Source organism: Bacillus sp. FG16 (genome assembly GCF_057809515.1).
The window spans coordinates 32,277-45,895 of sequence record NZ_JBMDKC010000043.1 but is presented as its reverse complement, the minus strand read 5'-3'; the positions used below and the strand labels follow the sequence as shown (position 1 = coordinate 45,895).

Annotated in this window: 16 protein-coding genes and 1 pseudogene; 1 reads left to right on the top strand and 16 read right to left on the bottom strand. The window is 37.4% G+C overall.

The genetic code is table 11. The annotated features are described in order from the left end of the window. The 3 genes and pseudogenes from ACODS7_RS16945 to nuoA all read right to left on the bottom strand — a co-directional run. Positions 1-375: pseudogene (locus ACODS7_RS16945) on the bottom strand (NADH-quinone oxidoreductase subunit C); the annotation flags it as partial. Further along, positions 372-890, bottom strand: a complete 519-nt coding sequence (gene nuoB, locus ACODS7_RS16940) for an NADH-quinone oxidoreductase subunit NuoB (RefSeq protein ID WP_000236331.1) — start codon at positions 888-890, stop codon at positions 372-374. The pseudogene ACODS7_RS16945 and the gene nuoB, both read right to left, overlap by 4 nt. Beyond that, positions 881-1,249 (bottom strand): NADH-quinone oxidoreductase subunit NuoA, encoded by a 369-nt coding sequence (gene nuoA / locus ACODS7_RS16935; protein WP_098629800.1) that lies wholly within the window; start codon positions 1,247-1,249, stop codon positions 881-883. Before nuoA ends, nuoB begins: the two co-directional genes overlap by 10 nt. 254 nt (positions 1,250-1,503) lie before the next feature. On the opposite strand from nuoA, the gene ACODS7_RS16930 reads away from it, so the two are divergent. Further along, positions 1,504-4,233: a putative bifunctional diguanylate cyclase/phosphodiesterase gene (locus ACODS7_RS16930; RefSeq protein WP_050844749.1), complete on the top strand. Its 2,730-nt coding sequence runs from the start codon at positions 1,504-1,506 to the stop codon at positions 4,231-4,233. A gap of 23 nt (positions 4,234-4,256) precedes the next feature. Here ACODS7_RS16930 and ACODS7_RS16925 read toward each other — a convergent pair whose 3' ends face one another. From ACODS7_RS16925 to ACODS7_RS16865, 13 genes are all read right to left on the bottom strand, one after another. Further along, positions 4,257-4,901 (bottom strand): DUF975 family protein, encoded by a 645-nt coding sequence (locus ACODS7_RS16925; RefSeq protein WP_016079654.1) that lies wholly within the window; start codon positions 4,899-4,901, stop codon positions 4,257-4,259. Positions 4,902-4,950: 49 nt separating this feature from the next. Further along, on the bottom strand, positions 4,951-5,838 hold the full coding sequence (locus tag ACODS7_RS16920) for a DUF975 family protein (protein ID WP_105434383.1): 888 nt from the start codon (positions 5,836-5,838) through the stop codon (positions 4,951-4,953). A gap of 35 nt (positions 5,839-5,873) precedes the next feature. Further along, positions 5,874-6,275 carry a F0F1 ATP synthase subunit epsilon gene (gene atpC, locus ACODS7_RS16915; protein ID WP_000847214.1) on the bottom strand — a complete coding sequence of 134 codons (402 nt, stop codon included), beginning with the start codon at positions 6,273-6,275 and terminating at the stop codon, positions 5,874-5,876. A 20-nt stretch (positions 6,276-6,295) separates the two neighbouring features. After that, positions 6,296-7,705, bottom strand: a complete 1,410-nt coding sequence (atpD, locus tag ACODS7_RS16910; RefSeq protein WP_002123794.1) for a F0F1 ATP synthase subunit beta — start codon at positions 7,703-7,705, stop codon at positions 6,296-6,298. A gap of 239 nt (positions 7,706-7,944) precedes the next feature. Continuing rightward, a complete protein-coding gene (atpG, locus tag ACODS7_RS16905) occupies positions 7,945-8,805 on the bottom strand; it encodes a F0F1 ATP synthase subunit gamma (protein ID WP_000157703.1) in 861 nt (286 codons plus the stop codon). A 266-nt stretch (positions 8,806-9,071) separates the two neighbouring features. After that, positions 9,072-10,580 (bottom strand): F0F1 ATP synthase subunit alpha, encoded by a 1,509-nt coding sequence (atpA, locus tag ACODS7_RS16900; protein WP_000027521.1) that lies wholly within the window; start codon positions 10,578-10,580, stop codon positions 9,072-9,074. Between the two features lie 11 nt (positions 10,581-10,591). Beyond that, positions 10,592-11,134, bottom strand: coding sequence for a F0F1 ATP synthase subunit delta (gene atpH / locus ACODS7_RS16895; protein WP_000064682.1), 543 nt, complete (start codon positions 11,132-11,134; stop codon positions 10,592-10,594). After that, positions 11,131-11,637 carry a F0F1 ATP synthase subunit B gene (gene atpF, locus ACODS7_RS16890; protein ID WP_001142615.1) on the bottom strand — a complete coding sequence of 169 codons (507 nt, stop codon included), beginning with the start codon at positions 11,635-11,637 and terminating at the stop codon, positions 11,131-11,133. Before atpF ends, atpH begins: the two co-directional genes overlap by 4 nt. Positions 11,638-11,766: 129 nt before the next feature. Beyond that, positions 11,767-11,985, bottom strand: coding sequence for a F0F1 ATP synthase subunit C (atpE, locus tag ACODS7_RS16885; RefSeq protein WP_000052064.1), 219 nt, complete (start codon positions 11,983-11,985; stop codon positions 11,767-11,769). 56 nt (positions 11,986-12,041) lie between these two features. Beyond that, a complete protein-coding gene (gene atpB, locus ACODS7_RS16880; RefSeq protein WP_000399870.1) occupies positions 12,042-12,761 on the bottom strand; it encodes a F0F1 ATP synthase subunit A in 720 nt (239 codons plus the stop codon). A gap of 7 nt (positions 12,762-12,768) precedes the next feature. Beyond that, complete coding sequence (locus ACODS7_RS16875) at positions 12,769-13,161, bottom strand: ATP synthase subunit I (protein WP_000567600.1); 393 nt, start codon at positions 13,159-13,161, stop codon at positions 12,769-12,771. After that, on the bottom strand, positions 13,161-13,385 hold the full coding sequence (locus tag ACODS7_RS16870; RefSeq protein WP_142333831.1) for an AtpZ/AtpI family protein: 225 nt from the start codon (positions 13,383-13,385) through the stop codon (positions 13,161-13,163). The genes ACODS7_RS16875 and ACODS7_RS16870 overlap by 1 nt, the downstream gene beginning before the upstream one ends. Positions 13,386-13,411: 26 nt before the next feature. Further along, positions 13,412-13,525 carry a DUF4024 domain-containing protein gene (locus ACODS7_RS16865; protein ID WP_000232962.1) on the bottom strand — a complete coding sequence of 38 codons (114 nt, stop codon included), beginning with the start codon at positions 13,523-13,525 and terminating at the stop codon, positions 13,412-13,414. Positions 13,526-13,619 lie beyond the last annotated feature (94 nt).

Here is a 13,619-nt window from a genome sequence, read left to right as displayed (position 1 = left end):
TTTTTCTTCTTCCGTTACTTCTTCTGTTCCTTCTCTTTTCTGCTTCGCTAACGCTTTTGCTTTTGCTTTTGCTTTTGCTTTTGCTTTTGCTTTTGCTGCCGCTGCTGCCTTCGCCTTCGCTTTTTCTTCTTCCGTTACTTCTTCTGTTCCTTCTCTTTTCTGCTTCGCTAACGCTGCCGCTGCTGCACGTCGTTTTGCTTCTTCTATAGTAATATCATCATTTTTTGGTAGCGCTTTCTCTTTTTCTTGATCTTCTGCCTCAAGCTCACTTATTTCCGCCTCGTGTTTCGCTACAAGGCGTTTTCTCGCTTCTTCTTTTGCACGCCTAGCTGCTTCTTTTTTCAGATCCTCTAAATCTTTGTTTGGATTACTCATTTATTCGTCACCTGCTTCCCGGTCTTTGCTTCGTAACGAATTTTTTCTTTTAATTTATTAATTCCATAAATTAAAGCAGCCGGATTTGGGGGACAACCAGGAATATACACATCAACTGGTACGATTTGGTCTACACCTTTCACAACAGCATATGAATTTACATACGGACCACCTGCTGTCGCACAAGATCCCATCGCAATAACCCATTTCGGTTCAGGCATTTGATCATATAAACGCCGAACAATAGGAGCCATCTTCTTCGTTACTGTTCCCGATACAATCATGACGTCCGATTGCCTTGGTGAAGTCCGAAAAAATGACCCAAATCGATCTAAATCATAATGCGATGAGCCTACTCCCATCATTTCAATTGCACAGCATGCCAGTCCGAATGTCATCGGCCATAAAGAATTGCTCCTCGCCCATCCTTTCAACTGTTCCAATGTAGAAAAAAAGATATTTCGTTCTAATTCTGCTCGCTCATTTGGATGTAATTCCTCAAAATTTATAACCATTGTAACACCCTCTTTTTCCAAGCATACGCTAATCCAACTAGCAACATTACAACAAAGATGAGCATTTCGATTAATGCAAATAAACCTAGCTTGTCATACGCAACAGCCCAAGGATATAAAAATAAAGTTTCTACATCAAAGATCACAAACAATAAAGCGAAAATATAATAACGAGCATGAAACCGAATATTTGCATCATGAAAAGGCTCAATTCCACTCTCATACGTCGTCGCCTTTGCTGCACTTGGTTTATTTGGGCGCAGCATCCTTCCTAATGTAAGAGCCACTACCGGCAGCAATATACCTAATAGCAAGAAAATCAAAACGATCATATAACTATTTTCATATACACTTGCCATTGTGAAACCCTCCCCCCTAAATTAAGAACAAGTTCACATAGTAAACAATATGTCCTAGTTGCAGTAATTATTATTTTTAAATTTTTCTAAATAATGCAACTATTCTAATCATTATAGCAAACTTCAAATTCCTATGTCGATATGTTGGGAGACAGAAACAAGAATTATTAAAATCTATTTTTACAACTCGCTATAACTGTGCAAAATAAATATAAAACTTATATATGCTTTTCAAGAAACCGTAGGTGATATAAATGAAAAAACAAACACATGTAAGTATTCTTATAAGCATTGTATTGCTGTCTATAACGATTCACTACGTAGCGATGCCTTTTCTATATGAATACTCATTTCCTTTTCAGCTATTAATCGGAATGAGTACCCTATTAATTGATATTATCGCTTGTAGTTATATACTTTACTTTTCAAACATGAAAGAAGGGCTACCTCGTTTATTTTGGATCATATTATCTGTTGGAGCTCTCTCTTATTTTATCGGTGATATAGTCGTTGCCTATCAGCGTTTAATTGTAAAGGACTTCTATACATTCGTTGATCCGTCTGATTTTTTTTACTTACTTTTTTTAGTTAGTTTTGCATTTGCCTTTCTATACGAAATCATTTATAACCGAGATTTATTAGAAAAACTTTTTATGCTATGTGATATTTGTATTATCGTTACAGCCCAATTTACTTTAAGTTACTACTTACTTATTGAACGAACCATTCACATCTTTACAACATCCTATATCGACATATTTGTTCAACTTACCTATCCAATGGCTGATTTACTCTTTCTCTTAATAGGAATCAATCTTTTATTCAAACCACTATCCTTATTACCTAAAAAGGTCGGTGCACTTCTTGGCAGTGCTTTAATTTTATATGCTACTACAGATGCAATTTATGCTTATATAAAATACTTCACACCAGAGTATTCTATGTTTACAGTTACCCCTTTCTATCAAGTAACCTTAGTGCTAGTAGCAATCGCCTGTATTCTCCATACAAAAGAGCCTGAAAAACAAGAACAAGTACTACTAACGCCTAAAATTGGTGAATCAATCCGATTATCATTACCGTATATTTCGGTAGTAATGCTTATTGTTTTTATATTAGTTGAATACGTTTTTGCACCTATTATAGTAATCGGACTTATAATAACTTTCTCTTTCGTTCTCATACGTCATAGTTTAGTTCGAAAACAAAATAAAATATTATTGCTAGCTCAAATGCAATTCAACTCAGAACTCGAGAAACAAATTAAACTACGTACAGAAGATTTAGTAGAACAGAAAAATGAACTCTATCATAATCAACAAATGTTTAAATCTTTATACGAGCATCATCCAGATCCAATCTTTACATTAGATTTGTACGGTAATTTTCTCAAAGTAAATAACGCTGGTACTACTTTACTTGGTTATCAAACGAATGAATTATTAAACCAGCCTTACTATTCACTCATATACGAAGAAGATTTAGAAGAAATGATTAACGCCTTTCATCGTGTAAAAAAGGGATATTCTATCTCTTTAGAAATAAGGGCGTACCATAAAAACAGAGATATTTACTACTTGCACGTTACCGCCGTACCGATCTTTTTAAAGGAGAAAATTTCTGGGGTTTATTTAATGATTAAAGATATTACGGAAAGCAAACAACAACAAGAACAAATTAATTTCCTAGCATACCATGATACTTTAACAGAGCTTGCAAATCGTCGTGCATTTCATCAACATTTAGAACAGGCAATTGCACGAGCAAAAATATCGAAAAAGCCTTTCGCTGTTATGTTTCTCGACCTAGACCGTTTTAAAGTTATTAATGATACCCTCGGTCATCGAGTAGGAGACCTATTGCTTATCGCAGTAGCAAAAAGGCTCGAAAGAATATCAACATCAAATATGAAACTCGCGCGGCTAGCTGGAGATGAGTTCACAATCCTTATCGAGAATTACAAAAAAAAGCCAGATGTCCAAAAAATAGCTGATATGATTGTAGCGGCCATGAATGAGCCATTTGAAATCGAAAATCAACATTTACAAATCTCACCGAGTATCGGAATTGCAATATATCCTGAAGCAGGTGAAGATCCACTATCCATTTTGCAGCATGCTGATATGGCCATGTACGAAGCAAAGAATAAAGGGAAAAACGGTAGCTCTCTTTACACGAAAGAACTATATAAAAAAATAGAACGAAAAGCTCGAATTGAAAAAGATTTACCAATCGCTTTAGTAAACAAAGAATTTTATCTCGTCTATCAACCACAAATTGATACGACAACAAATAAAATTATCGGTGCTGAAGCTTTAATACGTTGGAAACACCCGCTATTAGGTGACATTTCACCATGTGAGTTTATTCCAATTGTAGAAGAGACGCCACAAGTAGTCCCACTTGGACATTGGGTATTACAAGAAGCTTGTCTCCAATTAAAAATATGGCATACTTTTGGATACCAAAATTTAAAAATAAGTGTTAATTTATCCGCAAAAGAGTTCCGACAAGATCAATTAATCGAAAACATTTCACAAATATTAAACGACGTGCAAGTCGATCCAAAATATGTAACCCTTGAATTAACAGAAAGAATTGCAATGATTGACGAGAAAGAAACGTTATTAAGACTGAAGCAATTAAAAGAATACGGTATCCAAACTTCCATTGACGACTTCGGTACTGGGTATTCTTCTCTTGCTTATTTATCAATTTTTCCAATCGACACATTAAAAGTACCGAGAGAATTCACACAATTAGCCGATCATCGTCCTGAAGAACGAGCCATCGTTTCTACAATCCTTTCCCTCGCAAATACTTTAAATCTTTCAGTCGTTGCCGAAGGGATTGAAACCGAAAAACAACTTAAATTTCTGCAAAAACATAACTGTAAATATATGCAAGGTTACTATTTCAGTAAACCACTTACTAGTAATCAATTTATAAAGTTTCTACAAAAAAACCCCAGTATGAACAAATAATTCATACTGGGGGTTTTATAGCGCTAAATATTTTTCTCATAATATTCTTCTGCGATTTCTTCGTAAAAAGCTGCAGATGTCGTATAGAAATATGGAATTAACCATAAGAATCCAATCCCTAACGTAATACAACTTAATATAAACCAACCGATAAAACTTAAACATAAAATGAAATACTCCATCTTATGTCCATCCATCATACGACGACTTTCTGTAATAGCTTGGTTCAGTGAATACTCAGGATGATCGTTTATAATAAAGTATGTCATCGCATAAGAAAATGATTTAATAATACCTGGAATAATGAACAATAACGTCCATAAGAAAAGATAAAGATTTACTAATAAATATAATAAAAATGATTTTAGAAATCTCTTTCCCTCTGAAAACCAAATGAATACATTACCGATACTAGCTTGATTTTCACGAAGGATATTTAAACCAAGGTAATATCCACCTAAAGTTAACGGTCCAGTAACAAAAAATGTAAGAATATTCATTGAAATTGAACCATTTGTTTTTTGCCAACCAAAAATTAAAGAAAATCCCCAATCAACACTAAAATCAAAAGCTGTGATAAGAATTGAAATGAGCAGTGTAGCTCCAACAGCTAATCCCCATTTCCCTTCTAATGAATCTAGTGCTTCTCCTTTTAAATCACTAATCATGCGTAGCCTCGCCTCCTATACACAATAATTCTATTAGTATAGCATGTTCCTATTGAAATTCACCTTTTGAAATGTAGCGATAAAAGTGTGCTGTCGTTGTACTCATATACGGACTAAGCCAAAGAAATCCTATTCCAAAAGTAAGAAGCGCTAAAACAGCCCATCCTATGAAGCTCAGCCATAAAAGAAACAAATCTAACTTATGACCCTTCATAAGATTCTTACTTTCCTTCATCGCCTGCGAAACACTATATTCTGGATTTTCAATCATCACATAGTACGTCAGTGCATAAGAAAAATACATCACAATCATACCAACAATTGAAATTGCTAATAGTACGAAGAAAGCAATTGTAAACGACAAATTTCCTTCTTCACCTAAGAATATGAATAAACCTGTTAACAACATCGGAATCCATGTACCTGTATATAATAAAATCGCAAGCATTGCCCACATTGTTTTCATCATTCTTTTAAAACCACGGAATCCTTCAAACAAGTAATCTACTTTAGCATCTTCTCGTTTACTAATTTGTAGAAACACATTCGTGTAACCGTATGAGGTAATACCATAAGATGCATTACTCAAAATAATCATTATGCAATAGAAAATCCCAAATGTAATAGCTGCTCCAATTGACATCGTTTCCGCCTCAACTGACCCAGCTAAGCTAACAACTAAGAAAAATATAATAATTCCTGGAATTAAAAGTATAAGCATTGCAGCCATCGAAACGACATAGCTTAAAATAAAATATAAAATCGTTGATCCAACACCTAGTCCCCATTTTCCCTTTAAAGAGTACAATGCTTCTCGTTTCATTTCACCGATCATTGATTCATCCCCTTCATAAAATATAAATTGTTGTACACTTCTACTTATACAAGCATCAATATAATTATACCAGTTTTGTAAAATTATCCATAAAATACACAAAAAAATCCGTAAAGGCAAGGCCCTTACGGATTTTTTTACTTCATATCAGAAACATTTAAACGGTTCACAGCACGTTGTAATGCCATTTCTGCACGTTTAAAGTCAACATGTGCTTGTTTATCTTGCATACGTTGCTCAGCGCGACGCTTCGCTTCATTTGCACGATGGATATCGATATGGTTTGCTTCTTCAGCAGATGATGATAATACAGTTACTTTATCTGGACGAACTTCGATAAAGCCACCACTTACTGCTACATAATCAGTGTGTCCACCATTTTTCAGACGAACTGCACTAATTTTTAATGGTGCAACAGTTGGAATGTGACCTGGTAAGATCCCCATTTCCCCACTCTCTGCTTTTACACTTACCATTTCTACTTCTTTTTCGTAAACCGGTCCATCAGGAGTTACAATACTGACTGGAAATGTCTTCATACTTCGTCCCTCCTAAGGCCTTACGCCATCATTTTCTTCGCGTTTTCAATAACTTCTTCAATGCTACCAACAAGGCGGAATGCATCTTCTGGAAGGTCATCATATTTTCCTTCTAGAATTTCTTTGAAACCACTAACTGTATTTTTTACAGGTACGTAAGAACCTTTTTGACCTGTAAACTGCTCAGCTACGTGGAAGTTTTGAGATAAGAAGAATTGAATACGACGAGCACGATGTACAACTAACTTATCTTCTTCAGATAACTCATCCATACCTAAGATAGCGATGATATCTTGAAGCTCTTTATAACGTTGTAAAGTTTGCTGTACTTGACGAGCTACTTCATAATGTTCTTCTCCTACGATTTCTGGAGAAAGTGCACGAGATGTAGATGCTAATGGATCTACGGCTGGGTAAATACCCATTTGCGTTAAACGACGCTCTAAGTTTGTTGTTGCATCTAAGTGAGCGAACGTTGTAGCTGGTGCTGGGTCAGTATAGTCATCGGCTGGTACATATACCGCTTGGATAGACGTGATAGACCCTTTATTTGTAGATGTAATACGCTCTTGTAATTGACCCATTTCTGTTGCAAGTGTTGGTTGGTAACCTACCGCAGATGGCATACGACCAAGAAGGGCAGATACTTCAGAACCCGCTTGCGTGAAACGGAAGATGTTATCGATGAACAGAAGTACGTCTTGTCCTTGCTCATCACGGAAGTGCTCAGCCATTGTTAAACCTGTTAATGCAACACGTTGACGTGCTCCAGGTGGCTCATTCATTTGTCCGAATACCATCGCAGTTTTCTTGATTACGCCCGAATCGCTCATTTCGTGGTATAAGTCATTACCCTCACGAGTACGCTCACCTACACCAGCGAATACTGAGATACCACCGTGCTCTTGTGCGATGTTGTTAATTAATTCCTGAATTAATACTGTTTTACCTACGCCGGCACCACCGAATAGACCGATTTTACCACCCTTAATGTAAGGAGCAAGTAAGTCTACTACTTTAATACCAGTTTCAAGAATTTCTACTTTAGTAGATAATTCTTCGAATGCAGGTGCTTGACGGTGAATTGGATCACGGTGTACATCCGCAGGAAGTTCACCATCTAAGTCAATTGCATCACCTAATACGTTGAATACACGACCAAGTGTTGCATCACCAACTGGTACAGAGATTGCTTTACCAGTATCTTCTACTTCTGTGCCACGAACAAGTCCATCTGTGGAAGACATCGCAACTGTACGAACTGTATCATCACCTAAATGAAGTGCAACTTCAAATGTTAAGTTAATGCTTGCTCCGTTTTCGTTGCTTTGTTTTACCGTAAGGGCGTTGTAGATTTCTGGTAGCTTTCCGCCATCAAACTTAACGTCTACAACCGGACCCATGATTTGCGTAACGCGCCCTTTATTCATCGGGTTCCCTCCTAGCTTTCTTTTAATTAGCCAGCTTTCTAAGAGAAGTCGGCTTTTAATTTTTTATTAGTTTAGCTTACGCGACTCTTTTGAAAGAGCCGCTTCCACTTTTTATTGAATCTAGTTCCAGCGGCTAGAATGTTCGGTGGCTTCGCTTTTTCCTATGAGGCACAAATCGCCTCTACGTCAAAAGCTCCATCCCCCTCTCATTCTGAACGAACCGCTTACGCTTTTTAATACTATTCTAACGCTGCTGCTCCACCAACGATTTCCGTAATTTCTTGCGTAATCGCTGCCTGACGCGCACGGTTGAATGAAAGTGTAAGTGAATCGATAACTTCCATTGCGTTGTCTGTAGCACTCTTCATTGCTGTCATACGCGCTGCGTGCTCACTTGCTTTACCATCTAGTAATGCACCGTACACTAAGCTTTCTGCGTATTGTGGCAATAATACTTTTAAAATTTCTTCTTCAGAAGGTTCGAATTCATAAGCTGTCGTCGGTTTGTCAGACGCCACATCAGTAAGCGGTAAAATTTTATTTTCCGTTACTTCTTGTGAAATTTTACTTACGTAATGGTTGTAGTAAATATACAGCTCATCATAAGCACCATCTGCGAACATCGCAATTGCTCGAGAAGCAAGATCTTTAATGTCAGTAAATGATGGGTGGTCAGATAATCCAACTACTTCATCAATGATGTTAAAGCCGCGACGTTTTAAATAATCACGTCCTAGTCGTCCAAGTACAATAATTGAATATTGATTTGAATCCATATTATGACGTTCACGAATTACGTTACTTACTGTACGTAATACGTTACTGTTATAACCACCTGCTAGTCCGCGATCAGATGTAATAACGATGTATCCTGTACGCTTTACAGGACGCGCATTTAGCATTGGATGATTAATTCCTTTACTTCCTTGCGCAATGCTCGCTACTACTTCTTGAATCTTTTCCATATACGGAACGAAAGATTTAGCATTTTGCTCTGCACGGTTTAACTTAGATGCAGATACCATCTCCATCGCCTTCGTAATTTGACTCGTTTTCTTTGTCGAGGTAATCTTCGCTTTTATATCGCGTAAAGATGCCACAGGTTTTCACCACCTTTTTTCCGGAAGTTGGCACGATTAGTAAGAATCCTCTTCCTAATCTACGTTGCAAGATATTCTTGCTCATGATTGAAGGAAAAGAATAGGTGCACCTACTCTTTTCCTTTACATAACCGTCAGCAATCTCAGAGTCTGAGATGCCTTATATATTATCTAGCGTCGGCGGCTTGTACGAGCCGCTTCCGCTTTTATTAATCTAGTTCTGCCTCTTAGCCGATGAGGCTAAACAGTCGGCTTCACTTTTATTATTATTCAGAAGCTACGAATACTTTTTTAAATCCGTTAATTGCTGCTGCAAATTTGTCGTCATCCGCAAGTTTCTTAGTTGTGCGGATTTCTTCTAATAAGTCAGTCGCATTAGAATCTAACCAAGCATGGAATTCTTCTTCAAAACGAGTGATATCTACTACTGGGATATCATCTAGGAATCCACGTGTTAAAGCGTAAAGAATGATAACTTGTTTCTCTACACGTAACGGTTTGTGTAATCCTTGTTTTAATACCTCAACAGTACGAGCACCACGGTTTAATTTCGCTTGAGTTGCTTTATCAAGGTCAGAACCGAACTGCGCGAACGCTTCTAACTCACGGTAAGATGCAAGGTCAAGACGAAGTGTACCTGATACTTTACTCATTGCTTTAATCTGAGCAGATCCACCTACACGAGATACAGAAGTACCCGCATCGATCGCTGGACGTACGCCAGAGAAGAATAGGTCAGATTGTAAGAAGATTTGTCCATCCGTAATAGAAATTACGTTTGTTGGGATGTATGCTGATACGTCCCCTGCTTGTGTTTCGATGAAAGGTAGTGCAGTTAAAGAACCGCCGCCTCTTGCATCACTTAATTTTGCTGCACGCTCTAATAAGCGAGAATGTAAGTAGAATACATCCCCTGGATAAGCTTCACGACCTGGAGGACGACGTAATAGTAATGACAGCTCACGGTAAGCCGCTGCTTGTTTTGATAAGTCATCATATACTACTAATACGTGTTTACCATTGTACATGAACTCTTCACCCATTGTTACACCAGCATAAGGAGCTAAGTATAATAATGGAGCTGGTTGAGAAGCAGATGCAGTTACAACGATTGTGTACTCTAATGCACCGTGCTTACGTAGTGTTTCTACTACGTTACGTACAGTTGATTCTTTTTGTCCGATAGCTACATAGATACAAATCATATCTTCATCTTTTTGGTTAATGATTGTATCAAGTGCAACTGCTGTTTTACCAGTTTGACGGTCACCGATGATTAACTCACGTTGACCACGGCCAATTGGTACAAGAGCGTCGATCGCTTTAATACCTGTTTGAAGTGGCTCATGAACAGATTTACGATCCATTACACCTGGTGCTGGACTTTCGATTGGACGAGTGTTTGTTGTATTGATTGGGCCTAAACCATCAACTGGTTGACCTAATGGGTTTACAACACGACCAATTAGTTCTTTTCCTACTGGTACTTGCATGATGCGACCAGTACGACGAACTTCGTCACCTTCACGGATTTCTGTGTAAGGTCCTAAAATGATAATACCTACGTTGTTTTCCTCTAAGTTTTGTGCTAGTCCCATAACGCCGTTAGAGAACTCTACAAGCTCACCAGCCATAACGTTATCAAGACCATGAGCACGCGCAATACCGTCACCAACTTGGATAACTGTACCAACATCACTAACTTCGATTTCAGACTGATAGTTCTCGATTTGTTGCTTTATCAGTGCGCTAATTTCTTCAGCTCTGATGCTCATGTGCTTCACCCCTATCTATTCTTCATTAATTCACGCTGAATACGTGCTAATTTTCCTTGTAAACTTCCATCATAAATGCGATTTCCAATGCGTACTTTAATTCCGCCTAGTAAATCTTCATCTACAACATTTTTCACGCGAATTGCATCTTTTCCTGTTCTCTTTGCAAATGCTTCTGCAATGTTAAGCTTCTCTTCTTCAGATAGAAGACGAATAGAATATACAGTTGCATCCGCTACGTTACGTTCTTCATTAGCAAGAACAACATATTCATCTGCAATTTCAGGTAAGATATCAATACGCTTGTTATCAATTAAAATATATAACGTATTTAAAATTGATTCAGAAACAGATCCGAATACGTTTGCAAGAAACGTTTTCTTCTGCTCTTTTGAAATGTTTGGTTGCGTTAAAAAGCTATGTAGTTCTCCGTTCTTTACATAAACGTTTTGTACAAGGCGTAATTCTTCTTCAAACATTTCTAATACGTGTTTTTCTTTTGCAATTTTAAAAAGAGCGACAGCATAACGTTTTGCTACAATCCCATTGCTCATCGCGCTTCTCCTACTTCTTTAATATAATCGCGAATTAACTTAACTTGATCTTCTTCTTTTAATTCTTTTTCAATTACTTTAGAAGCAATTTGAACAGATAAAGAAGCGACTTGTTCTTGTAAAGCAGCAATCGCTTGCTCTTTTTCGCGTTGAATTTCTTGTACAGCAGATGCTTTAATTGATTCTGCTTCTTCTTTCGCAGCAGCAACAATAACATCCTTTTGATCTACAGCTTGTTTTTTCGCTCTTTCGATTAACTCTTGTGCTTCAACACGTGATTGTTTTAACATTTCACGTTGTTCTTCTACTAACTTCTTCGCTTCAGCGTTACTTCTTTCTGCAGCGTCGATTTCATTAGTAACATGCTCTTCACGTTCTTTCATAATTCCCATTAAAGGACCCCACGCAAATTTGCGTAGCATTACTAATAGAATTAAGAAAATGAACAATGTATAAGCAATCGTTCCAAATGGAATGGCAGCTCCTAATAATAAAGTTGGCACAAGGATTCACTCCCTTCAAAATATCTAAATTGATCATATGAAAAAAAAAGACATACGTTTCGTTCATAAAGCAATGGCGAAGAAAGTTCGGAAAAACACTCTTCGCCATCTATGTAAGGGGAGTCTCCCTTATTTGTTCATTACGATGAATGCAATAACTACACCGATGATTGGAAGTGCCTCAACTAAAGCAACCCCGATGAACATAATTGTTTGAAGTGCGCCTTTTAATTCTGGTTGACGAGCAACACCTTCGATTGTACGTGATACGATAAGACCGTTACCAATACCTGCACCTAATGCTGATAAACCAATTGCAATTGCAGCTGCGATTACACCTAAACTCATTTAATTTGTCCTCCTTTGTATTATAAAAAAATAAATTTTTTCTTACTTAAATTATATTAATGGTCATGACTTACTTTATGAGCCATATAAACCATCGTTAACATAACGAAAATAAATGCTTGGATTGATCCAACGAATACACTGAATCCCATCCATGCTAACATTGGTACAAGCGCACCTAATGCTCCAAGGAATGATGCCCCGCCTAACTTAGCAAGTAATCCTAATAAGATCTCACCTGCATAAATGTTACCGAATAAACGAAGACCTAACGTTAATGTGTTAGCAAACTCCTCAATAACCTTTAATGGGAATAAGAATTTCATAGGTTGGAAATAACCTTTAACATACTCTTTCGTACCCTTCATCTTAATTCCATAATAATGGGTGAGGGTAACTACCATCACGGCTAATGTTAATGTAACTGCTGGATCAGACGTTGGTGACCTCCACCATGCAATATGTTCGCCAGCTTCAGTTGCTGAATACATGAATGGTAAACCAAGGAAGTTCGATACGATGATAAACATGATAAGCGTAACGCCAAGCGTTAAGAAACGTCCACCTGTTTTCCAGTCCATCGTACTATTGATAATCCCTTTCACGAAGTCAAACACCCATTCCATGAAGTTTTGCATCCCGGTTGGGCGAAGAGCTAAGCTGCGAGTTCCGATAACAGCGATTAAGAAAACAATAACTGCTGCTACAGTAACCATCATAACTGATGACAAATCGAACGTTAAACCTAGAAATTCAACTAATTTACCGTGTTCCACTAGTAATTCACCTCTCTTCCCTGCTCTTATACTCTAAATAAAGAAAATCTATGATCATGACAAGGTATCCTGTCAGCAATCCTACACCTAAGCCCCACATCGCAATTAACTCTTGATATTTGGCTGCAAATAAAATTAATAACCCAATCGTGGCGAATCTTGAATATGTACTTACAGCTGTCGCCTTAAACTTCACGTTTTCTCCATTTGTTACGCGATCTAACAGCTTGTCTGTTCTACGTGCAATGATGCGCAAACTAAGAAAACTGAAAATCGTTCCGATAATCAGCCCAAGAAATACATCCTTGTAAGAGGTAAATCCCCATCCTAGCACTAGAAGCGCAAGCAAGTAGTACATATATTTCTTTTGTCTTTGGACAAGTCCATGTACGTCTATCATCATTGCTCTCCCGAATAGTAATGTCGAATGAGTCGAATCATTGCGTATCCCCCTGTTCCTAACCCGAGTAATAACCCTATAATAAGAAACAATGGAAACGTTCCAACCTTATTATCAATCCACTGCCCACCAAAGATTCCAACAAGTATAGAACCGACTAACTGAGCAAGAATTCCTGACATTAAAGCATATGCTTTTATATGGCTGCGATCGTTTTTTTGCAAGGATTCATCCCTCCAATATGTAACCCTCATTCACGATGTGTTAATAATAACTCATTTTTTTGCATAAATCCTATACAAAACAAAAAGTTTACATTTTCGTCACGGAATAGATGTAATTTTGTCACTGAAAGCCCTACCATCTATCCCCGTTGTTAGCATACAATAGGGTATTAACAGTGTCAACGAGAAATCGTAAAAAATCTAAAAATTTGAGTATTAGGCATTTCCTCCCAA

What these genes read in the sequence shown, in the direction of transcription:
- nuoB (WP_000236331.1), bottom strand. Translation starts at nt 890, where the DNA reads ATGGTTATAAATTTTGAGGAATTACATCCAAATGAGCGAGCAGAATTA.
- nuoA (WP_098629800.1), bottom strand. Translation starts at nt 1,249, where the DNA reads ATGGCAAGTGTATATGAAAATAGTTATATGATCGTTTTGATTTTCTTG.
- ACODS7_RS16930 (WP_050844749.1), top strand. Translation starts at nt 1,504, where the DNA reads ATGAAAAAACAAACACATGTAAGTATTCTTATAAGCATTGTATTGCTG.
- ACODS7_RS16925 (WP_016079654.1), bottom strand. Translation starts at nt 4,901, where the DNA reads ATGATTAGTGATTTAAAAGGAGAAGCACTAGATTCATTAGAAGGGAAA.
- atpC (WP_000847214.1), bottom strand. Translation starts at nt 6,275, where the DNA reads ATGAAGACATTTCCAGTCAGTATTGTAACTCCTGATGGACCGGTTTAC.
- atpD (WP_002123794.1), bottom strand. Translation starts at nt 7,705, where the DNA reads ATGAATAAAGGGCGCGTTACGCAAATCATGGGTCCGGTTGTAGACGTT.
- atpA (WP_000027521.1), bottom strand. Translation starts at nt 10,580, where the DNA reads ATGAGCATCAGAGCTGAAGAAATTAGCGCACTGATAAAGCAACAAATC.
- atpH (WP_000064682.1), bottom strand. Translation starts at nt 11,134, where the DNA reads ATGAGCAATGGGATTGTAGCAAAACGTTATGCTGTCGCTCTTTTTAAA.
- atpE (WP_000052064.1), bottom strand. Translation starts at nt 11,985, where the DNA reads ATGAGTTTAGGTGTAATCGCAGCTGCAATTGCAATTGGTTTATCAGCA.
- ACODS7_RS16875 (WP_000567600.1), bottom strand. Translation starts at nt 13,161, where the DNA reads ATGATAGACGTACATGGACTTGTCCAAAGACAAAAGAAATATATGTAC.
- ACODS7_RS16865 (WP_000232962.1), bottom strand. Translation starts at nt 13,525, where the DNA reads ATGGTAGGGCTTTCAGTGACAAAATTACATCTATTCCGTGACGAAAAT.